This is a genomic window from Pseudomonas sp. AC136 (assembly GCF_979258585.1).
The window spans coordinates 5163494-5184252 of record NZ_OZ409865.1; the positions used below are offsets into that span (position 1 = coordinate 5163494).

Annotated in this window: 15 protein-coding genes and 1 pseudogene; 6 read left to right on the forward strand and 10 right to left on the reverse strand. The window is 62.1% G+C overall.

The features are described 5' to 3' along the window. Nucleotides 1-102: 102 nt before the first annotated feature. The gene (locus ACZZZU_RS23180) at nucleotides 103-1560 is read left to right on the forward strand and encodes an MFS transporter (RefSeq protein WP_122494827.1); all 1458 of its coding nucleotides are present in this window, start codon (nucleotides 103-105) and stop codon (nucleotides 1558-1560) included. A 19-nt stretch (nucleotides 1561-1579) separates the two neighbouring features. Here ACZZZU_RS23180 and ACZZZU_RS23185 read toward each other — a convergent pair whose 3' ends face one another. After that, a complete protein-coding gene (locus tag ACZZZU_RS23185; protein WP_463551934.1) occupies nucleotides 1580-2506 on the reverse strand; it encodes a LysR family transcriptional regulator in 927 nt (308 codons plus the stop codon). Nucleotides 2507-2616: 110 nt separating this feature from the next. Between ACZZZU_RS23185 and ACZZZU_RS23190 the strand changes: the two genes are divergently transcribed. Together ACZZZU_RS23190 and ACZZZU_RS23195 are read left to right on the forward strand one after the other, a co-directional pair. Beyond that, a complete protein-coding gene (locus tag ACZZZU_RS23190; protein WP_463551935.1) occupies nucleotides 2617-3369 on the forward strand; it encodes a 3-oxoacyl-ACP reductase family protein in 753 nt (250 codons plus the stop codon). Between the two features lie 59 nt (nucleotides 3370-3428). Continuing rightward, nucleotides 3429-3815 carry a nuclear transport factor 2 family protein gene (locus ACZZZU_RS23195; RefSeq protein ID WP_463551936.1) on the forward strand — a complete coding sequence of 129 codons (387 nt, stop codon included), beginning with the start codon at nucleotides 3429-3431 and terminating at the stop codon, nucleotides 3813-3815. 53 nt (nucleotides 3816-3868) lie between these two features. On the opposite strand, the gene ACZZZU_RS23200 is transcribed toward ACZZZU_RS23195, so the two are convergent. Continuing rightward, on the reverse strand, nucleotides 3869-4732 hold the full coding sequence (locus ACZZZU_RS23200) for a methyl-accepting chemotaxis protein (protein WP_463542215.1): 864 nt from the start codon (nucleotides 4730-4732) through the stop codon (nucleotides 3869-3871). Continuing rightward, a pseudogene (locus tag ACZZZU_RS23205) lies at nucleotides 4724-5488 on the reverse strand (MCP four helix bundle domain-containing protein); the annotation flags it as partial. The gene ACZZZU_RS23200 and the pseudogene ACZZZU_RS23205, both read right to left, overlap by 9 nt. A 222-nt stretch (nucleotides 5489-5710) precedes the next feature. On the opposite strand from ACZZZU_RS23205, the gene ACZZZU_RS23210 reads away from it, so the two are divergent. From ACZZZU_RS23210 to ACZZZU_RS23220, 3 genes are all read left to right on the forward strand, one after another. After that, on the forward strand, nucleotides 5711-6322 hold the full coding sequence (locus tag ACZZZU_RS23210; RefSeq protein WP_463551937.1) for an LbetaH domain-containing protein: 612 nt from the start codon (nucleotides 5711-5713) through the stop codon (nucleotides 6320-6322). A 128-nt stretch (nucleotides 6323-6450) separates the two neighbouring features. Next, nucleotides 6451-7254: a suppressor of fused domain protein gene (locus ACZZZU_RS23215; RefSeq protein ID WP_463551938.1), complete on the forward strand. Its 804-nt coding sequence runs from the start codon at nucleotides 6451-6453 to the stop codon at nucleotides 7252-7254. Nucleotides 7255-7474: 220 nt separating this feature from the next. Beyond that, nucleotides 7475-7795: a hypothetical protein gene (locus ACZZZU_RS23220; protein ID WP_463551939.1), complete on the forward strand. Its 321-nt coding sequence runs from the start codon at nucleotides 7475-7477 to the stop codon at nucleotides 7793-7795. Nucleotides 7796-7821: 26 nt separating this feature from the next. Here the strand turns inward: ACZZZU_RS23220 and alaE are convergent, their stop codons facing one another. The 7 genes from alaE to ACZZZU_RS23255 all read right to left on the reverse strand — a co-directional run bounded on the left by alaE (nucleotide 7822) and on the right by ACZZZU_RS23255 (nucleotide 20171). Then, nucleotides 7822-8286, reverse strand: coding sequence for an L-alanine exporter AlaE (gene alaE / locus ACZZZU_RS23225; RefSeq protein ID WP_463551940.1), 465 nt, complete (start codon nucleotides 8284-8286; stop codon nucleotides 7822-7824). A 115-nt stretch (nucleotides 8287-8401) separates the two neighbouring features. Beyond that, on the reverse strand, nucleotides 8402-9226 hold the full coding sequence (gene ppk2, locus ACZZZU_RS23230; RefSeq protein WP_463551941.1) for a polyphosphate kinase 2: 825 nt from the start codon (nucleotides 9224-9226) through the stop codon (nucleotides 8402-8404). 22 nt (nucleotides 9227-9248) lie between these two features. Next, nucleotides 9249-10208: an HlyD family secretion protein gene (locus ACZZZU_RS23235; protein WP_463551942.1), complete on the reverse strand. Its 960-nt coding sequence runs from the start codon at nucleotides 10206-10208 to the stop codon at nucleotides 9249-9251. Nucleotides 10209-10210: 2 nt separating this feature from the next. Beyond that, nucleotides 10211-10606 (reverse strand): DUF3302 domain-containing protein, encoded by a 396-nt coding sequence (locus ACZZZU_RS23240; protein WP_463383224.1) that lies wholly within the window; start codon nucleotides 10604-10606, stop codon nucleotides 10211-10213. A 167-nt stretch (nucleotides 10607-10773) separates the two neighbouring features. Continuing rightward, nucleotides 10774-11703, reverse strand: a complete 930-nt coding sequence (locus tag ACZZZU_RS23245) for a hypothetical protein (RefSeq protein ID WP_463383223.1) — start codon at nucleotides 11701-11703, stop codon at nucleotides 10774-10776. A 175-nt stretch (nucleotides 11704-11878) separates the two neighbouring features. Beyond that, nucleotides 11879-18460 (reverse strand): two-partner secretion domain-containing protein, encoded by a 6582-nt coding sequence (locus ACZZZU_RS23250; RefSeq protein WP_463551943.1) that lies wholly within the window; start codon nucleotides 18458-18460, stop codon nucleotides 11879-11881. A gap of 40 nt (nucleotides 18461-18500) precedes the next feature. Continuing rightward, nucleotides 18501-20171: a ShlB/FhaC/HecB family hemolysin secretion/activation protein gene (locus ACZZZU_RS23255; protein WP_463551944.1), complete on the reverse strand. Its 1671-nt coding sequence runs from the start codon at nucleotides 20169-20171 to the stop codon at nucleotides 18501-18503. Nucleotides 20172-20759 lie beyond the last annotated feature (588 nt).

Below are 20759 nucleotides of genomic sequence, written 5' to 3' on the forward strand. Positions count from 1 at the left end.
GTGCGACGCCAGGCCCACAAAGAACCTCTGAACTCCCGCTCGCTGCGCTGGCTCTTAAACCTTAGGACCCCAACCTAACAATAAGACCTGAAGGATGCGGCGATGAATTCAGTGGAACGTGCCTACCAGCCTGGCGAAGTATTTGAAACGGACCTTCCTTCCCGGCTCGACCGGTTGCCCTGGGGGCGCTTCCACACGTTGTTAGTGTTCGCTTTGGGCATCACCTGGTTACTGGATGGCTTGGAAGTGACCCTGGCCGGCTCGGTATCCGGGGCGCTGAAAGACAGCCCGCAACTGCACATGGACAACGCCGATATCGGCCTGGCCGGTGGCGTCTACATTGCCGGCGCGGTGCTGGGTGCACTGTTGTTCGGCTGGCTCACCGACCGCCTCGGGCGGCGCAAGTTGTTCTTTATCACCTTGTGGTTGTACGTCGGCGCCACGGCAGCGACGGCGTTTTCCTTCAACTTGGAAACCTTTCTGCTGTTTCGCTTCCTCACCGGCATGGGCATTGGCGGTGAATACACGGCGATCAATTCGACCATTCAGGAATTCACCCCGGCGCGCTATCGCGGTTGGGTCGACCTGACGATCAATGGCACCTTCTGGTTGGGCGCGGCATTGGGCGCGGGCGGGGCGATTGTGTTGCTCGACCCGCAAGTGGTGGGCGGCGATATGGGCTGGCGCCTGTGCTTCGGCATTGGCGCGCTGCTCGGCCTGGTGATTCTGGTGATGCGTTTGTGGCTGCCGGAAAGCCCGCGCTGGCTGTTGATTCATGGCCAGCCCGACGAGGCGCGGCGCATTGTCGAAGGCATCGAGCAACGCATGATTGAGCACGGCCATGAGTTGCCGGCCGTCACCAGCGCACCGCTGCGCTTGCACGCCCGCGACCACACGCCGTTGAGCGAAATCTTCCACACCTTGTTTCACACCTTCCGCCAGCGCTCCCTGGTCGGCTTGACGCTGTTGACCGCGCAAGCGTTTTTCTACAACGCGATTTTCTTCACCTACGCGCTGGTGCTCACCGACTTCTACGACGTGCCTTCCGAGCATGTGGGCTGGTACGTGTTGCCGCTGGCCTTGGGTAACTTCTGCGGCCCGCTGTTGCTCGGCCGGTTGTTCGACGTAGTCGGGCGCCGCGTGATGATCAGCGCTACCTATGCGATTTCTGGCGTGTTGCTGGTCATCAGCGGGTATTGCTTCCAGCAAGGCTGGTTCGACGTCACCCAGCAGGCCATCGCCTGGATGGTGATTTTCTTCTTCGCCTCGGCCGCCGCCAGCTCGGCGTACCTGACCGTGGCGGAAACCTTCCCCCTGGAAATTCGCGCCCTGGCCATCGCCGTGTTTTACGCCTTCGGCACCGGCCTTGGCGGCATCATCGGGCCGACGCTGTTTGGCCGACTGATTGAAAGTGGCGAACGCGGCAACCTGTTTATCGGCTACCTGATTGGCGCTGGGCTGATGGTGATGGCGGCGGTGGTGCAGGCGTTCTGGGGCGTGGCGGCGGAGCGTCAGTCGCTGGAAACGGTGGCGCGGCCGTTGTCGCAAGCCAAAGACTGAGCGCAGCGTTCGCGGGTGCTCAAGGCCGCGCGCGAAAGCGTGTGGCCCACTGCTGAACCCGGGCGTGCTCGACCAGAAAGTCGACAAACGCCCGGGTTTTTGCGGGCAGCAATTTTTGGCTAGAGAAATACAGCGAGATCTGCCCGGCATCCACATACCAGTCCGGCAGCAAGCGCTGCAGCCGGCCGTCTTGCAGATACGGCAGCACATCCGACATCGCCAACAGCGCCACGCCCAAACCCAGCAGGGCGCTTTGGCACAGCGCCTGCGGGTCGTTGACCAACAGGCGCGGCGACAATTCAAGCGGCACCTGTTGGCCTTTCGGGCCTTGCAGCAGCCAGTTTCGCACCTTGCCCGTTTGCACCGAGCGCATGGCCAAGTGGTCCAGTTTGCTCAGGTCTTCCAAGCGCTTGATACGCCCGCGTGCTGCCAGATGTTCCGGCGCCGCCACCAGAATCAAATGAGCCGGCGCCAGTTCACGCGCCACCAGCCCGGGCGCCAATTCCAGGCCGCCCCCAATCGCCGCATCGAACCCTTCGGCTACCAGATCGACCTGGCGATTTTCCAGGTACCACTCCGGAACGATGCCCGGATAGCGCTGCAGAAACGCCGGCATCAACGGCAGCAAAATGTCCCGCCCAAATCCTGGCGCCGCCGACAGACGCAGCACGCCTGCTGGCTCGCCGGCATTTTGCGTGACGTCGGCAATGGCCGCTTGAACGCTCTCCAGGCCGCCGCCCACGGTCAGTAAAAAACGCTCGCCGGCTTCGGTAAGCGTGATGCGCCGGGTGCTGCGTTGGAACAGGCGCACGCCAAGGTTGGCCTCCAACTGCGCGACGTTACGGCTGACCGCCGCTGGCGTCAGCCCCAGGCGCCGCGCCGCCGCTGAAAAGCTTCCGCTTTCAGCGCTGCGTACGAATGACAACAGGTTGGCAAAGGTTTCCACGGCTGATTACCTTCAAGTTCTACTTGAAAGCAATACTAGTGATTCCCCACTACTGACGAAAGAATAAAAAGCGCCTTATAGCCTCACTAACCCATCACGAGGCTTCAACCATGACCACTGACACTCGCTCACTCACAGGCAAAATCGCCGTCGTTACCGGCGGATCGCGCAGCATCGGCGCCGCCATTGCCAAGCGCCTGGCCGCCGACGGCGCCACCGTCGCCATCACCTACAACGCCTCGGCAAGCAGTGCCGAAGCCGTGGTTGCCGCTATTACCGCAGCCGGCGGCCAGGCGGTGGCGCTGCGCGCCGACGCGGGCGATGCCAACTCGGTTCGCGCTGCCATCGAGGACGTGGCTGAGCGTTTTGGTCGCATCGATATTCTGGTTAACAACGCCGGCATCAGCGTGCTCGGCGCACCGCAAGACATCGCCTTCGACGACTTCCAACGGATTCTGGCCGTCAACGTAACCGGCGTATTCGTCGCCACGCAGCAAGCGCTCAAACACATGGGTGAGGGTGGCCGCATCATTCACATCGGCAGCTCGATGGTGCAGTACGCCGCGTTCCCCACGGCCTCGGTGTACACCCTGACCAAGGGCGCAGTGGCCGGCTTCAGCCGTGGCTTGGTACGCGACCTGGGGCCGCGCGGCATTACCGTGAACACCGTGCACCCCGGCCCAACCGACAGCGACATGAACCCGGCCGACGGCGCCGTTGCCGACGTTGTTCGCCCCAACATTGCCGTGGGCCGCTACGGTGAAGGCAAAGACATCGCCAGCGCCGTGGCTTATCTGGCCAGCGCTGAGGCCGGCTTTGTCAGCGGCGCTGAACTGCTTGTGGACGGCGGCTTCACCGCCTGACAGCAACCCTTTCAACGTCGACACCCCGGCGACGTTTCAACCTTCTGAACAGGTGACTTATGACCGACTCCACAGCACCCCACGAACCCGACTTCGACGCGCTGCTGCGCGCCAACCTTGAGCGCGTGTTCAACGAACGTAACGCGGCTATGCGCGCCACCGCCGTGAGCGAGTTGTTCGCCAGCGCGCCGAGACTGTATGAACCGGCCGGCGTCGTCCACGGCCAAGCCGCGATCAGCGAGGTGGCGGGCGCGTTGCTTGAACAGTTTGGCGACGACTTCGCTTTCACCCCGACCGGCCCCGCGATCGGGCACCACGGTTTGGGTTATTTGCGCTGGCAGGCCGGGCCGAAAAACGGGCCGGTGGTGGTCAGTGGCGTCGATGTGGCGCACGTTACGGACGGCAAGATTACCGAGCTGTGGGTGCTGTTGGATGCGCCGGTGTAACCACAAAAAAGCCCGGCGTCGGCCGGGCTTTTATGTGGGGCTTTAGCCGAGGTTTACACCCTGAAGCGGCTCACCAGCCCATTCAGGCTGGTCGCCAGGTGGGACAGTTCCTGACTGGCAGCGGTGGTCTGGTTGGCGCCGGCTGAGGTTTGCACGCTGAGGTCGCGGATATTGACCAGATTACGGTCAACCTCGCGAGCCACCTGGGCTTGCTCTTCCGAGGCGCTGGCAATCACCAGGTTTCGTTCACTGATCTGGCTGATCGCATCGGTGATGCGCTGCAAGGCACCGCCGGCGTCCTGGGCAATTTCAAGGGTCTGACGAGCACGCTGGGTGCTGGTTTCCATCGCACTCATGGCGCCTGCTGAGCCTTGCTGAATGGTGCCGATCATTTGCTCGATTTCCTGCGTCGAGGTTTGCGTGCGGTGTGCCAAGGCGCGCACTTCATCGGCCACCACGGCAAACCCGCGTCCGGCTTCGCCTGCCCGCGCCGCTTCAATGGCGGCGTTGAGCGCCAGCAGGTTGGTTTGCTCGGCGATGGCGCGAATCACATCGAGCACCTTGCTGATGCTGCTCACGCCGTCGCCCAGGTTTCTCACTTGTTCGGCGGTACGGGTGACGTCGTCCGATAGCAGCCCAATGGAGTCGACGGTTTTGGTCACCTGTTGCTGACCATGTTTTGCTGTCTGGGTCGATTCTTTGGACGCCTCGAAGGTGGCGACGGCGTTGCGTGCTACTTCATCGACCGCAGCGGTCATTTCATTCACTGCCGTGGCGGCCTGGTCGATTTCGTTGCTCTGCTGGTGCAGCCCGCGAGTGGAATCTTCCGTGACGGCGTTGAGTTCTTCAGCAGCGGAAGCAAGCTGGTTAGAGGAGTCGGCGATGGCGGAAATGGTCTGCTTCAGGTTTTGTTGCATCACCTTCAGCGCGGCCAGTAATTGCGCGGGCTCGTCGGTGCCGGTCGCCTCGAACGACTCGGTGAGATCGCCCTTGGCAATCACCTGCGCCACGGCCACGGCTTCGGTTAATGGCCGAGTGATACTGCGGGTGAACAGCAGCGCCATGAAACCGGTGAGCACTGCGGCGACGGCGATAAACACCATCACGCCAGTCATCGCAGCGGCATATCCGTCGTCCGCTTTTTTATCGGAATCGGCGGCGCCGTCCTGGTTGATTTTGATCAGCTGCGCCATCTGCACGCCCAGTTCATCCGAAGCTTTTTTGTAGTTGCCACCCAACAGCGCGCGCATCGCGTCGGGCTGGTTGGCATTGGAAAGCTGCACCAGCTCCCGGTTGGCTGCTTTGTAATCGCCGACCACGCGCTGGAAGGTTTGGTACTGGGCGCGCTCCTGGTCATCGTCGATAAGTTTTTCATAGCGCGCCAACGCCTGATCGACCTGGCCGCTCAGCTCATCAATACGCGCCACCGTTGCCACGAGTTTGTCTGCGTCGCGGTCAACCAGCAGGCGGTAGGCCGTGATGCGCAGGCGCAGCATGCTTTCGTTCACGCTGCTGAGCGCTGAAAGGCTGGGAATGCCTTTATCGGAGAGGTCTTCCCCTTGTTGACGTACGGATTGGAGCTGATACATGGCAAACAAACCCAACAGAATCACCAGCACTCCGATGAGGGAAAAACTGAGGATGGCGCGAGGGGCGATTTTGAGCTGGCGCATGCAGGGGGCTTCCGATTTGTTATTGGCGTACGCAAATTATCGTCCGGCCGGAAATAAGCATTAGTGCCGTCTGGCGGGACATGACGGTGCGTGTGCAACAACCATAGATCAGCGCGAAGGCGCCTGGCCTAGCGTGGCGTGCCCGCAGATGGGTGCACTGAATGAATTAATTGGTCTATCACCGATCTACGTTTGCGAGCCCAATCGACAGGAAGCGCTGCGTTGAACGAACCCGAGATCCGTACATTCATTGCCCGATGGGACACGCTTGGCTTGGCTCCCGCTGCCGCTTGGCGAGTGACACAGGCGTGCGAGGAAAACGTACAAGCGCTGCTGGCGAGGCTTCCGGAGGGCTATCGGCGCTACGCAGATTGCGCCATTCACGAAAGCGCCACCGTCGAGGAAGGCGCGGTGCTCAAGGGCGCCATCATTGTGGGTAAAGGTGCATTCGTTGCGGCGGGCGCGTACTTGCGTGGGGGCGTTTTCCTCGGCAGTCATTGCATTGTTGGGCCGAGCTGCGAAGTTAAAAGCAGCTTTATGCTGGCGGGCAGCAAGTTGGCGCATTTCAACTTCGTAGGCGATTCATTGATTGGCGAGGGCGTGAACATCGAAGCCGGCGCAATCATCGCCAATTACCGCAATGAGCTGGATGGTGCAGCCATTAAGATTCGCCACGGCGATCAGGTGATCGAAACGGCCGTAAACAAATTCGGCGCGCTGGTGGGCGATGGCAGCAAAATCGGCGCAAATGCCGTTATCGCTCCGGGCGCTTTGCTCTTGCCCAACAGCCGGGTGCCCAGGCTGGGGTTGGTTGACCAGTTTGCTTACGACTAGCGCGACGGGTGATTGAAACGCTTCGCGAGCAAGCTCGCTTCTATGTTGGTTAAAAGCTTCGCGAGCAAGCTCGCTCCTACAGAGACCGCGTTTGACCGGCTCTTCATATCTCCATGCAAGGATTGCCCATGAGCTTATTCGACAAACTGCGTAACGCACTTCGCCCCTCCACCGCATCCACCGCCGAGCCGGCAGCCTGCCTGGCTGAGCCTTCCCTGGTAGACAGCGCTGACGAAGCGCGCAGGGCCACCCATGCCGCGCTGGACCGTCACTGGCAGAGCGTGGGATCGGTAGAAAAGGATGTGCTGGGGTATTTTCTCAGTCCTTCCTTCACAGGCGGGCCGGCGTGGCCGTCGACACGCCAGGCGTACCGCGTGGTGCGCCGTGGTGAGCGCATTATTCTGGCCAGCGATGGCCTGAGCGATCCGTTCGATGATGCCGAAGGGTTCGGCAACGGCTTTGAAATGGAGCTGTTTGTTGAAACGGCAGACATTGCTGAGGCGCATCGCGGCACGCCCGGCGATGTATCGACGTTAAGTGCATCGTGGGCCTTTGAACTGCTCGAACACGTCGCGCAGATTGTGGCGGACGCCGGTGGCATTACCGCGCAGTTAGAGCAATACGGGGCGTTGTCGATGGAGCTGCCGGGCGTCAGCCAATCGCGCGCCATCGGTGCGGCACTGCCGGCGCTTTTCGTCACCGCAGACGACGCTCTGGGCGTGCTGCTTGGCGGTCCTAAACCGGACTTCAATGACGTGCTGGCGGACATGCCGCTGTCACCCGTGAGGTTGGTGCCCATCGTGGTGCTGACCGCCGCGGAACTGGAATTTGTGCGCGCAGGCGGCGGTCAGGCGCGCGCTGAGTTGCTGGAGCGTTTGGTTGCGGCCGACGTTGGGCATGTCAGTGATTTGCAGCGAAACAGCGTGGTGTGAGGGTTGCGCACGGGGTTCGGGTTCCAGCGGGCTGGTGCGCTACGAGGCCGGGGCATGGTTTGGCGCAACTTACCGAGCGCTGGTGCGCTATCAACAAACTATCCCGCGTTTCCTACGCGTGCGTGAGCGTTTCCCTACTAGCTGATCGGACGGCATCCCTAAAACTAAGCACATCAGCACGAGCAGCTGCTCAGTGCGTGTTCAGTCTTAGGAGAATCCCATGGCAACTTCCACGTGGTTAATGTTTCGGTCATTGCAGCAGAACGCGGTGGAGAGCCGTCGGGCCTACACGTTGCTCATGGAGCTGTCGCGCTACGCCCAAGACAACCAGACCGCGACACGTATCTGGGATGCTGCGCAAGGCTTGATGGAAAACGCCGACACGCTCAGCCGAATTTCTCTGGAGCTGCAATCAGGTGTGCTGTGTCGCAGAAATTGCCTGGGCCGTGTTCCTTCGCTGGAATCGTTAGGCATGTTCAGCGCGGCGGCCGGGCAGCAGGCGCATGGGGTAGTGGCGGACAAGCATTCCCAGGAACAGTAAGCAGCAGGCAGGGCCAGTACGGGCGCTCAACGCTTCAATGACATGGGCCGTTCGCCACCCTCAGGCAATCCAAATCCACGTCGAACCACGTTGAGAAAGGCGCCGTACGGGCGCCCCAGTACCAGCATGATGACGCTTACGCCCAGAGTGCCGCGCAACACGGCCTCGCCGTCGGCGCCGGCCAACGCCAGCAACGCGGCGTAGATGGGCACCTGAAAACTCAACAGGGCAAAGGAATCCCAGGCCAGCTGCGACAGGCGGCCAGCGCCGGCGAAGCGCATCACCCAATCTCGCCACAGGCCATATGGCCGTCCGCAAAACACCATCAATGCAGCGCCAATAAGTCGGGCCTCCAACACCTGTTGCCAGCTCATGCCCGCGACGAAGCGCTCGTTGATGATGCCGGTGGTGGTGAAGAACAGCAGCAGGGCAAGCGTGTCGGCCACAAAAGACCGCCACCGAGTGCCGTTGGCGTTGGGTGAGTCAGACAACGTAGGCGTTCCCCGTTTGCAAAATTGGTCGCTCGTAGTGGAGTCGACGCAAACGGCGAACGTTCCCGGTAAAACGGCAGGGCCTGTTAGACGGCTTGTCGGTTACCGCTACCCCTCAATATTTCTCAGCCACCATCCTGAACGGATAAGGCGCCGCCTTGTACGTGCCAATCTTCCCGCGCTTGGGCAGTTTCACCGGCTGTTTGTCGACCACGGCTTTATAGGGAATCTGCTTGAGCAGGTGACTGATGATATTCAGGCGCACGCGCCGTTTGTCTTCGGAACGGGCCATGTACCAGGGCGCCCAAGAGGAGTCGGACGCGGCGAACATGTCGTCGCGGGCGCGGGTGTAGTCGTCCCAACGTCCATAGGATTTCACGTCCATGGCCGTGAGTTTCCACAGCTTACGGCCATCGGTAATGCGTTCTTGCAGGCGCCGGGTTTGCTCTTCGGCGCTCACTTCCAGCCAATATTTGAGCAGGATGATGCCCGACTGCACGAGCATCTTTTCAAACAGCGGCACTACTTTCAAAAAGGTGTGCGACTGCTCGTCGGTGCAAAAGCCCATGACCCGTTCCACGCCAGCGCGGTTGTACCAACTGCGGTCGAAGATCACCACTTCGCCAGCGGCGGGCAAATGGGTGATGTAGCGCTGCGCATACATTTGGCTTTTTTCCCGCTCGGTCGGGGCCGGCAGCGCCACCACGCGGAACACGCGCGGGCTCACCCGTTCGGTCAACGCCTTGATGGTGCCGCCCTTGCCGGCGCCGTCGCGACCTTCAAATACCACGCACACCTTCAAGCCTTCCTGCTGCACCCACTGCTGCAATTTCACCAGCTCTACGTGCAGCTTTTTCAGCTCGGCGTCGTACACCTTGCGTTTGAGCCTTTCGGCGCCTGCGGTCGATTCGGCGCTGGGTTTTTTCTTCGCGTTGGCCATGGTGATTCCTCCGCCGGGGCTGTTAATGGAAGGGGAAGATGTAGTTCATCCAGGCGGCCATGCGCAGCAGAATCTTGCGCATGATGGCCACGTGGTGGAAATGCTGGCTGTAGAGCGCCGCCTGACCGTAAGCGCCGCCCGGCATGCGCGCGGCGTACTCGGCGTAGGCGGGGTCGGTGATCTCGATGATCACCGGCACGCGCCCCGGTGGCGGCGAGCCGCTGTAGCTGATCAAGGTGCCCGAGGGTTGCACCTGGCCTTCGCCAATTACGCCTAGCACCTGCTTGACCTTGCCGGTGAACACCTTTCCGGGAATGCCATCGAAAGCCACTTCGGCTTCATCGCCAGCGGTCAGTCGCAGCTGGCTGTTCTGGCGCATCCACGCGGTGAAGTACGGGCCTTCATCCGGCACGAACACCATCGAGGGGCGCAGCGGCAATTGGCTGGCCATCATGCCGGGGCGCAACGACACATGGGTGACGAAGCCGCGCGCGGGTGCACGCACCACGGTGTTGTCCAGTTCGAACTGAGCCAGGCCCAACTGCGCTTCAAGGTTGTCGACTTGCGCGGTGGCCAGGTCGACGTTGCGGCGGTTGCCGACTTCGCGTTTGACCAATTCGCTGGCGCGGTTCTGGTCCGCGCGGGCGGACACCAACTGCGCCTTGATGGCTTTGACGCGCCATTCGAATGGCTTGGGATCGATGCGAAATAGCACGTCACCTTTTTCGATCATGCGGTTGCCTTCCACCGGCACCTCGATGACCTTGCCCGTGACCACCGGAATCACCGGCGTGGTGACGAAATACGAGCGCGCCACCTCGGAGTAGGGGTGGTTGTAATTCATCACAAAAATGAGCGCACCGATCAGCAGAATGCCGCCGAGCACGGCGGCGGGCACGGTCCATTTGTTCAGGGGAATTCGGAAAATTTTGAAGATGGCCACGCAGATGGCGGTGTACGTCAGGATTAGTAGCAGGTCCATGGCTAAACGTCCTTGTCGATGGCAGCTTGGGTCGGTGTAGGAGTAGGAATCTCCACCTGCGGCGGCTCAGGTTCAGCCGCGTCGCGCTCGAGCCGCTCGATGCGTTCGCGCAGTTCGCTCAGTTGCAGTTCCAAGTCGGACGAGGGCAGGGCGGCCCCGGTTGCCGGGTTGAAGCCCCAGCCGCGGTCGCTGCGGTACAACATGGCCCAGATCCATAAGAACGGCCACAGCGCATGCAGCGTAAACAGGCTGACCCAACCTGCCGCATGAATGGCGTCCTGGTGAGGATGGTTACGGTGTACGGCGATTTCGTACGGGATGTCGTGCATCACGATAATTCCGTAGAACAACACCAAGCCCGCAAAAAACAGAATTCCCAACGCGATGTAATCAAGCATACGCAGCCTCCCGTCTCCGTCGCTTCCAAGAGCGAAGCTGGCTGAGTATGGACGAGCGTTCAGGTTTTGCTTTCGGGGCTAGAGGATTTCTGCGGCTGATTTAACGCATCGCGGCTGAAGCCGCTCCCGCCGTGCGGTGGGGGCGCAGCACGTTGGCCCGCACCGGCTTAGAACTTATCGATCTGCGCGTACACCTGCAGCCACTCGCCTTTGGCAGCGGCGCCGGCCTCTGGCTGAGCGGCGGCATCGTCTTTGGGCATCGCGTTTAGCAGCGAGAGTTTGGTGGTGTCGGCGCTAAGCAGCTTGACCGCGTACTGCTTCCAGATGGCCTTGCCTTCTTTGTCGGTGGTGGCGGCCAGCACCCTGGCTTCGGGCTCTTCCAGCTGGGGATAGTCGACGGCGTCGGGCGTCTTGAAGCCTGCCTTTTCCCAATCGGCCAGCTCGATGGTCAGTGACGAAGTGGTGTAGTCGAGCGTGGACTTTTCCGCCTCGCTCATGCCCGTCAGCAATTTGAGCTGGGCTTTGAGCATCATCGGTTTGGTGTCGTTGTCGTTATCGTTCTTGATTTCGGCTTCGTTGATGCGCTTGTAGGTTTCGTCCCAGAAACGCGAGTCGCCGGCGTTCATTTCACGCATGGCGGCGGCAATTTCGCTGGTGGTGTAGGTGCCGGTGTCGTCGTAGCTGATGGTCGACAAGGTTTCCCGACTCAGCCCAGAGAAGGGGTTGTCGGCTTTGTCCAGAAGGAACTGGTTGGCCTGCTCGACGAGCGCCAGACGCGTTGGGTCTTCACTGGCGGGCTTCTCTTTGAACACCTCGGCGTCTTTGCCTTCGGCCAGACTCTGCTGGTTAACCGAGGCCAGCAATTCGGCCGGCAGCGGCTTGGAGCGCCAGCCATCAAGCCGTTTGGGTTCGTCGGAGTAGGGGTCCACCTTTGGCATGGTGCCAATGGACAAGGTGATGCCCACGGTGGGCATTTTGTTCTCGGGCACCGGCGCGATTTTGCTCGCGTTGGGGTCCGGCGCTTTGCTTAGCAAGCGTGCGTAAAAACGGTTTTCCAGCTGCTGGAATCCCGCGCTACGAATGCCTCGGTCCATCACGTTGAGCCTCCTTTCTACGTGGTTCTGAACACCGTATCGGCCGCTGGATCATCGGCTTGAAGGGCAAAAAAAATCCAGTCACCACGTGGGGGACTGGATTTTTTCTAAAAAGAACATCGAGGCTGAAGCCGCTCCTACAGAAACGGCGCTGCATTCAGAAGCTGCGGGTTCGGCGTTAGAACCCGCAGTGCTCGCTGCCTTCGCCCGTTGCGGAACAGCCTTGCGCTGAGCCTTTGCCCTCTACCGCTTTGCCCGACGCATCCGACTTGAGCGCCGTGCGCACCATGTTCACCCCGTCTCCATTCATAAACAGATTGCCTGTAATGCGCTGGGCGCCGCCTGCCGTTGCCACGAACGAGCTGTTGCCAACTGAGTTGAAGGAATCTTCTGCCACGCGGTTGAGGTTCTGCACGCTGAAGTCGGTGCGGTCCAGGTAGCGGTCGTAGTTGGTCACCGGCCGTTGTACGAAGGTTGCCACGCGGCCGTTGGGCACGCTCCAGGTGCTCATGTTGTTGTCGTGGTAGTAGGTGACTCCGGTGGTGTCGAAGACCATTTTCACGTCGCGCAGGTTGATATTGCTGTCGCCTGCGACGTGAATGTCCCCAACCTGCTGCACCTGGTTCGCCCACGCTGCCATGCCTGGAACCCAAGCGGTTTGCGGGGTGCCTTGGGTCCAGCGGCTGCGATCGTACACGCCGCCGAAGTTCACTTCGGCCTGCTGATTGAGCAGCTTTTTCAGCGTGGTGAGCGTGTAGTTGGTTTGCACCGAGGCGTCGAAGTCGCGGGCGGAGTTCACGCCGATGATGTTGTTGGTGTTGAACGACGCCAACTGCACGTGACCGTTGCCGGTGGACAGGGTGATGGTGGGTGCGCTGTCGGTGAGACGGTCGGAAACCAGTTTCAGATCCGCGCGCTTGCTCGCATCCGCAGCGCTGACACTGAGCGGGCCGCTCAGCACCAGCGAGGTCGGCGCGCCAAGGTTGACCATGGCGTTGCCGGTGCCTTTGGCAGCGGCACTGACGGTGCTCACCGCCACGGTATTGCCGCGTACGCCCACGGTGGCATCGCCCGCGCCCGTTTCGACACTGGCTTTCACGGTGCCGCCCAATTGCACGGCAGCGCTGCAGCAGTCGCTGGCCTGGATGTCGACCGTGGCGTTGCCGCCATTGCCGGCGGTGGTGGCGCTGATGGTGGTGCCGCCGGCCTGCGTGATGCTGCCGCCAGCGCTGGTGTTGCCCACGGTCAGCAGGGCGATCAAAGCCTTGCCTGCACTGGCGCCCAGGCCCAGGTTGCTGGCGCTGAGGTTGCCGGTGGTGGTCAGGCTGGCGGCCGCTTTGGCCAGTAACGAAGCTTCACCGCCGCCTTGAGCGGTGACGGTGGTCTGGCCCAGGGTGGCACTGCCGCCGTTGGCCGCCAGGTTTACCTTCGCGCCGGCGTTGCTGCCGCTGTTCAGGTTAGTGGCGTTCAGGGTGGCGGCGCCCGTGTGCAGCGAGCCGGCGCTGGTAACGTTCAGCAGCGCAGCGCTGCCGCTGTTGGCGTTGGCGGTCACGCTGCCGGCGCCGTTCAGGGTCAGCACCGTATTGGCGCCCAGGCTGGTGATAGCGACGGTGGCTGCGTTGCCGGCCGATTGCGCGCTGACGTCGTGCACGCTGCCAGACGCTGCTTTAACCCGTACATCGGCGGTGCCGGTAGTGGCCTGCGCTTTCAGATTACCAGCCAGCGCTACGTCTGCCGCGTTCGCCGATGTGGGTGTGGCATTGCCGGCGTTGAGGCTGACCGCCGCGCGGTTACCGTCTGCCAGTACGGTGCTGTTGGCGCCCTGGCGGACGGTGGCGCTGGTGCCGCCGGTGGTGAGCAGATCGACCGTGGCGTCGTTTGAAGTGGACTGCGCGGTGACATTGCCGTTAACGGTCAGACCGGTGGCGCCCGTGAGGTTGACGTCCGCTTTGCCTTGCGCGCTGCTGGCCGACAGGTGCGAACCGGCGTCCACCAGCAGTAAGCCGTTGGTGCTGGTGACATTGAGCAGGGCGGTGCTGCCCGGGCTGCTCAGCAATGCGCTGAGGGCGCCACGGGTGCTCAGGTTGCCGGTGGAGGTGGCGTTCAGGGTGCCCACCGAAACCCCGGTCATCGAACCGGTACCGGTAAGGTCCAGGGCGCCGTCCAGCGCGTTGATGTCGGCGGTGGCCGCACCGCCTTCCACGCTGAAGTCATGCACGCTGCCCGATTTGCCGGTGATGGCGATGCCAGCGGTGCCGCCTGCGCTGCGCGCTTGCACATCGCCCAGCAGACTCAGGGTGGCGGCGTTGCCGGAGGTGGGTGCAGCGTCACCGGCATTGATGGCGACCAGGCTGGTGGCGCCGCGTGCCAGCAGGGTGCTGTTGACGCCCTGGGTGATCGCCGCGCCGCTGCCGCCCGTGGTCGTGACGGCCAGGTTGGCGGTGCCGTTGTTGGCGGTGGCGCTGGCGTTGCCGTTGAGGGTGGCGCCGGTTACGCCGCTCAGATTCACATCGGCGGTGGCGAGGGCGTTGAGTGCGGTGACGTCGAGCGAGCCGCCGTCAGCGATGCCCACACCCGCGTTGCTCGATGTCAGGTTCGCTTCGGCGCGGGTGCTGCTGCTGACCGTGGACGCGCCAGCGGCCATGACGGCGCCAGTGCCGGTGGCATTGAGCACGGCGGCCTTGAAACCACTTACGCCAATCGAACCGACGGTATTGGAGCCGTTGCCGGCGATCAGATCGGCGCGGGCGCCAGCCACGTTGCCGCTGTTGTAGTTGACCAGACCGAGTGTCGCCGCGCTGGAATCCAGCGAGCCGGCGGCGTTCACGGTCAGCAGGGCGCCAGTGGCGCTGTTGAGATTGGTGGAGATGCTGCCGTTGCCGCCCAGTACCAGCAAGCCGCTGCTGTCCAGTGCGTTGACGGTGACCGAGGCGGTGTTGCTGGCGGAGCTGGCGCCCAGGCCGCTGACGGTGCCCGAGGCTGCGTTAACGGTCACGCTGCCGGCGCCGGTAGAGCCTTGGCCGACGATGGCACCGAGCATGTCGACGGTGGCGGCATTGCTGACCGTTGGCGCCGCCGAGCCGGCGTTCACATTGACCGTACCGGTGCTGCCGCTGGCCTTGATCAGGCTGCCGCTGCCCTGAGAAATGGCGGCGCTTGGCCCGCCGTTAGTGGTCAGGCTAACCAGACCGGCGCCGTTGCCGTTGCTGACTAACGCGCCAACGCTGCTGCCCAGGCTCATGCCGCCGTCGGCGATGAGCGTGGTGGTGGCCGAGTAGGTGGGCGCTCGCAGGTAGCGAGCGTAAGACGAGGTGGTAAAGGTTTGGCCGACTGCGGCGGTGCTGAGCGTTTTGCCGCTTGCGGTGGTCAGGGTTTTGCCTGGCGCATTAGCCGTGGCATTCACGGTGGCGGTCTCGTAACCCTGGGCTTTTACATCGCCATTAAGAGCGACGTTGCCGGTGCCGCTGGCCACGTTGATAGCCGCAGTACCGCCATAGACGCGGTGGTCATAACCCAGGCCCTGACCCGCGTCGTAGTAGCCGGACACCGTGCTGTCGACGAAGTGATCGGACGTCGCCAGTACGTCACCAAGGGCCACATTGCCGGTGCCGAACAGGTTGACGTTGGCTTGCGCGATGCCGTCGCTGCTGGCAGTCATCGAGGCGGCGCTGGTGGCGCCGTCGATGCTCAGGTTGCCGGCCGAGGTCACGTCAACAAATGCCGAGCGCTGACCCGCTACCGCCACACCGCCCAGGTGGATGTTGCCGGCATCGGTGCTGATGGTCGCGCGGGCATCGGCGTTGTAGTAGCCGTTGGAAACGCTGGCGGCCATGTCCGAGCCAATGATGTCGCCGTTGTCAGCGTGAATGGTCAGCGTGATGTCGTTGGCGCTGGAGCCACTGACCGTGACGTCGCTGCCGATAAAGATCGGCCCGTTGTGCGCCAGCACGTTCATGCTGGCCGCGCCCGGCACGCTGCTTTGCGGGAAGCCGGCGATGACGTCGTAATTGGAACCGCCGCCCATGTTCACGGCGCCGCCAGCGGTGATGTTGGCGGTGGAGGTGGACGCCGCAGCGGTATAGGCAGTGTTGAAGGTGTCGGAGTAATCGACTTCGCGGCTCGCCGAGGTGAAGCTCGAACCGGTGCCATTCAACCCGTATGCGGTGTCTTGCTGGCCCCAGTTTGCATCGGTGTACGAGGCGTTGCCGGAGGCCGAGTGGTTGACCGAACGCACGTCCATGCCATCCATGCTCACCGAGCCGGCGGCGTTTATGTCCAGTGTGGAACTCAAGCCGCTCAAGCCCGAGTAACGGGTGGTGGTCTGGTTGCTGGTGCTGCTGTCAGTGCGCACGTTGATGTTCGGGCTGTTGTTCACGCTCGCGCCGTTGATCACCGTGTACGAGCCGAATTGCCAGATATAGCGGTCGCCACCGGCGCCTTTTACCGAGCCTTTGAGGTTGTTGTAGTTGTTCACCGTCTGCTGATTGACCGGCTGGCCGTTGCCGTCGGTTGTGGTGGTGTTAACCGTCTGGCTGCCGCTGGTGTAGTTGAAGTTGTCGACCATGGTTCGCCAGCTCTCGGTTTCCGAGTAGCTGTTCATGGCGTAGCCGTCGGCGATGACGCTGGTTTTGCCGCCGATGCTGACATTGCCGCCCGACAGAATCGTTGCGCTTGCCGACGCTGCGGTCGGACGCCAGAAGTTGTGCTGAGTGGCGGTCTGGGTTTGCCAGTAACCACCGCGGTCGGTATCGAACGCGGTATTGGTGTCGATGGCGCTGACGTCGATGGCGCCGGTGCTGACGTTGCCGGTTGCTTCGATATTCAGTTGGGCCTTGATGGCATGGTCGCCCTGGCTGTCGAGCGTCCACGGTTGCTGACCCAGGTAGCTGGGTGCGGCGTTGCCGGCGGTGCTCCAGTCGTAGTTGTAGTAGCCCAGACCTTTGGCTTTGGCCGACACGTCGCCGGTCGTGATGACGCCGTCGGCACGCAAGGCGACCGCCGCTCTGACGCCGGCTGCTGCCGTGTTGGTGACATCGACCTTGACGTTGCCCAGGTTGAGGTTGCCGGCGTAGGCGCGGGCATTGATGTTGTAGCTGCTGTTGGTGCTGCTGTTGATGGTTTTCGCGATGCTGAGGTTGCCGGCACTGATGCTGCCGGCTTTCAGGTCGATGGACGTGCCAGCGTCGAGATTGCCCAGGGCCAGCGAGCCCACGGCATGGCTGCCGGCGCCGTTGTCGACGGCCAGGTTCAACGCGCTATCGACCTTGATGGTGTTGGTTACGTTGTCGAAGCGGATGGTCGGCATGCCGCTGCCCGAGGCGGTCAGGGTCAACGAGCCACCGGCGCCGTTGTTGCTGCCATCGAGCATGCCGTCGGTGAGGTCGGCGAGGGTGATGCTGGCGTTCGGGCCGGTGGCGGCGAGCACCATGTTGCCGGTCTTCAACTGCGCTTCGAGATTTTCTTCATAAATCGTGCTCTGGTCGCCGGCATCGATGCCCGCGCCGTTGGCGATGGTGATGGCCGTCGGGTCGAGGGTCAGGGTGCCGAGCTTGCCTTTCGGCGCGCGCAAATCGACGGTGCTGCGGTTCAGCACGGTGTTGCCCGACAGCTCGACCTGGCCGCCATCGCCGCCTTCAGCGCCGCCACGGGCGACGATGCTGGCGTCTTTCTTGTAGTGGTTGGTGCCGTCGGCCCAGGTGTACACGGTGCCGGCGTTCGATGTGCCGGTGGCCGCGCTGCTGGCGTTGATCAGGCTGCCGGCTTCGTGGCTGATATCGCCGGTGGCGCGGATGTCCACCTTGCCGCCGTTGGCGCCTGCGTGCGCCGATACGTCGACGGTGCCGCTGTTCACCACGCTGCCGCCAGTGCCCGCGAAATACACCGCGCCGTCTTTTTCAACGAGGCTTTGCGCCTGCACCAGACCCGAGTTATTGACCACGGTGGCGGCGAGATCATTGGCGACGTCGGCGGTCATGATCACGCGGCCGCCGTTGGCGAGAATCTGTCCGCTGTTTTCCACGCCGGCCAGTTGCGCGACGGTGGCTTTGTCGACTTTGTAACTGACCAGGCCGCTGCCGGAGGTCTGCAGAGTCAGGGCATCACCCGAAGCGAGCATGGCGGTGCCGAGCTGCGCCTGCACAATGCCTTTGTTCGCCGCGTAGTCGCCGGCTAGCACCACGTAGCCGCCGTTGCGCGCGGTGATGCTGCCTTCGTTGATGACCGTGGCACGATCCGCCGCCTGGTTCGCGCGCTGGAAACGGTAGTCACCGCGCATGAAATCGTCGTTGTTGATGTCCAGCGTGGTGGCCACGATACCGCCCACGTCGACCACCGCGCTCTGGCTGAAGAACACGCCATTGGGGTTGACCAGAAAAATCTGCCCGTTGGCCGTCAGGTGGCCAAGAATTTGCGACGGGTCTACGCCCACCACGCGGTTCAACGTCACCGCGCCGCTGCCTGGCTGTACGAATTGCACATAGCCGTTCTGGCCGATGGAGAACGACTGCCAGTTGATAACGGCTTTATCCGAGCCTTGGGTGATGACGGTGTGCGCGGCGTCCGGCGTGGCAATGTTGGCCGAGCCGGCGATCACCTGGCCGCCGGTGGGCATTTGCGCCAAGGCGACCATGGGCATGGCACCGAACGCCAGGCCCAACGTTACAGGGCTGTGAATCCAGGCAAGGATGGAGCGAACCAACGGCTTCAGCGCCGGAGCAACAGGGAGGGTGGCGTGAGCGGAAACTTTGCTGTGTTTAGTCATGATGTACTCGGCGAACGTCAGGTGCCTTGAAAAGGCCGGCTCAGAAACGGGTAGTCAGGTTGGCCCAGAGGCGCCCGCTGTCATGGAAGTCGCTGGTTTCGTGACTGCCGGTCGGTACGGCGGCCAGCAGCTCAAGCTGCAGCGCGCTGATCGGGAAGAACGTGGCACCTACGCCCGCACTGCCGATGGAGTTCGATTTGTCGCTGCCCACTGCCGGGTCGAGGCGCGACACATGGCCGCCATCGACAAAGGCACTGAAGTAGCCCGGCGCGGTGAGAATGCGGGTGCGATAGCGTAGCTCCAGGCTGGCAAACAGACCGCGATCACCGAGCACGTCCGCCGACGGGTAGCCGCGCACTGAAGACGGCCCGCCAAGGCTGAATTTTTCCGCGTCGGCCAAGGTGTCGGCCGACCACTGCGCCGCACCGGCGAGGCGCACGGCCCACAGCGCAGTGAGGTTGTAGAGGTAGCTGGCATCGCCATCAATCTTCAGGCGTTGGCCGACATTGCGGTCGGTTTCGCTGTAGCTGGCGAAGTTGCTGCTGGCGCGGGCGCTGGCCGTGGCGACGTTGAGGCCATCGTCCACGTGGTTCCACGCAGTGCCCAATTCGGCGACCGAAACGCGGTTGTCGGAGGTTTCAAAACCCAACACGGTTTGCTCACCGTGGAAAGTGCGCGCACCAAACGTGCCGTACACGTTCTGCTGCTGGCTGCGCTGGAACGGGTGCACCACGGTGGCGCTGGCCAACTGGCTTTTGCCCTTGATATCGAGAACGCTGAGGTCGCCGCCGATGCGGTAGCGAATGTCGGTGTAACTCAAGGCCAGGCGGGTGCCGGCGGTGTTCAGCGGCAGGCTGTAATTCACGCCGCCCAGCTTGAGCAACCCGGCTTCGGAGTAGCTGCTGCGCACGCCAACCTGATCGCCAATGCCCAATGGGTTATTGAAATTCAGCGCGGCATCCACACGCGCCCGGCCAATTTCGCGACGGCCGTAATTGTTCACGCTGACTTCGCCTTCATAGGCTTTTTCAGTGGTCACGAATTCGGTGGTGGTGGTGCCGTACTCGGCGCCCGGCGTCAGCACGGCGCGGGTCGACAGGCCGGGCAGGTCATTGAGCGTCAGCACACGCTCTTCGAGGGTGTCAGTTCTGGCCGTGTGGCCTTCAAGCGACTGCGTCCACCGCTGCAAAAAAGCGTCGCTGTAACGGTCGTTGCCAGTGAAGGTCGAACGGTCGATCCGGCCTTCGATGACCTCGATGGTCACGTTGCCGAACTCGACTTTCTGCGCCGGAATTACCGCGCGCGCCACCGGATAACCATTGCTGCGGTAGTGATCGGTAATCAGGCGGGCAACCTGGTTCAGTTCATACAGGTTGAGCGGCTTGCCGGCTTGGCCATCAATCAGCCCGTGCAGCGTGGCGCTGTCGATTTCGTCGTTGCCAACAATACGAAACGCCGCGATGTGCACCCGGCTCCCGTTGGGGTCCAGCGTTTGGCTATCCGTTGCCTGGGGCAACTCGATGGAGTCAGTCTGCGGGGCCGGAATGATCGACTCTTCCGGGCGTACCGAATTCAGCACCGAACCTGGCGTAGGAATGGTTGCTGCCGCCACATCCAATGCCGTTAAGCCACCCAACATCACAATAAATACGTCGGCGAGAACAGTTCGTTTTACAGCGAGGGTGCACGAGCGGGGGAACGTGGGGCGCATAAAATCCTGCATGCCAAACGGCAAATCGAGTGGGCGACTTCTCGAAGCCGGCAGATATCCGGCGACGAACTTCCTTTTTCTGAGGCGGTAAAAGCGCTAAGGCGAATCGGATGATGGCACGATGCTACTACATGGTTTTTTATTGGCGCCAGATTCACTTATGCATTTCTCGACATTGAATTGAACTTCTTTAAATCGAAACAGTCGTCCCCGATAAACGGCCGCTTCGCTTGATTTCATTGGGTTTTTTGCAAACGCCCTGCGGTGGCCTGTCTAGAAAATCGAGCAAAAAGGGGGTTGGCGCGTACAGGGTGAGCTGATGCGTAAAAGTTGGTATCAAGCGGTAGTCGACGCCAAACGTGTAGGGATTTGCCGATCATGAGATTGCGAGCGCAACGAATGAATCGAGGTCGCAAATAGGAAAAACGAGAGGGGAATCTGAACGGCAGGACGCTATCGATCGTTAGAAAGGGAGGCTGAGACTGAGCGCAGAAGGAGGAAAAGCAGCGATTTAGCGATCAAAAAGTAACCGCTTCGCCGCTGGTAAGCGACGAGCGGTGAATCGAACGCAACGCCCAGCTCGGCAAA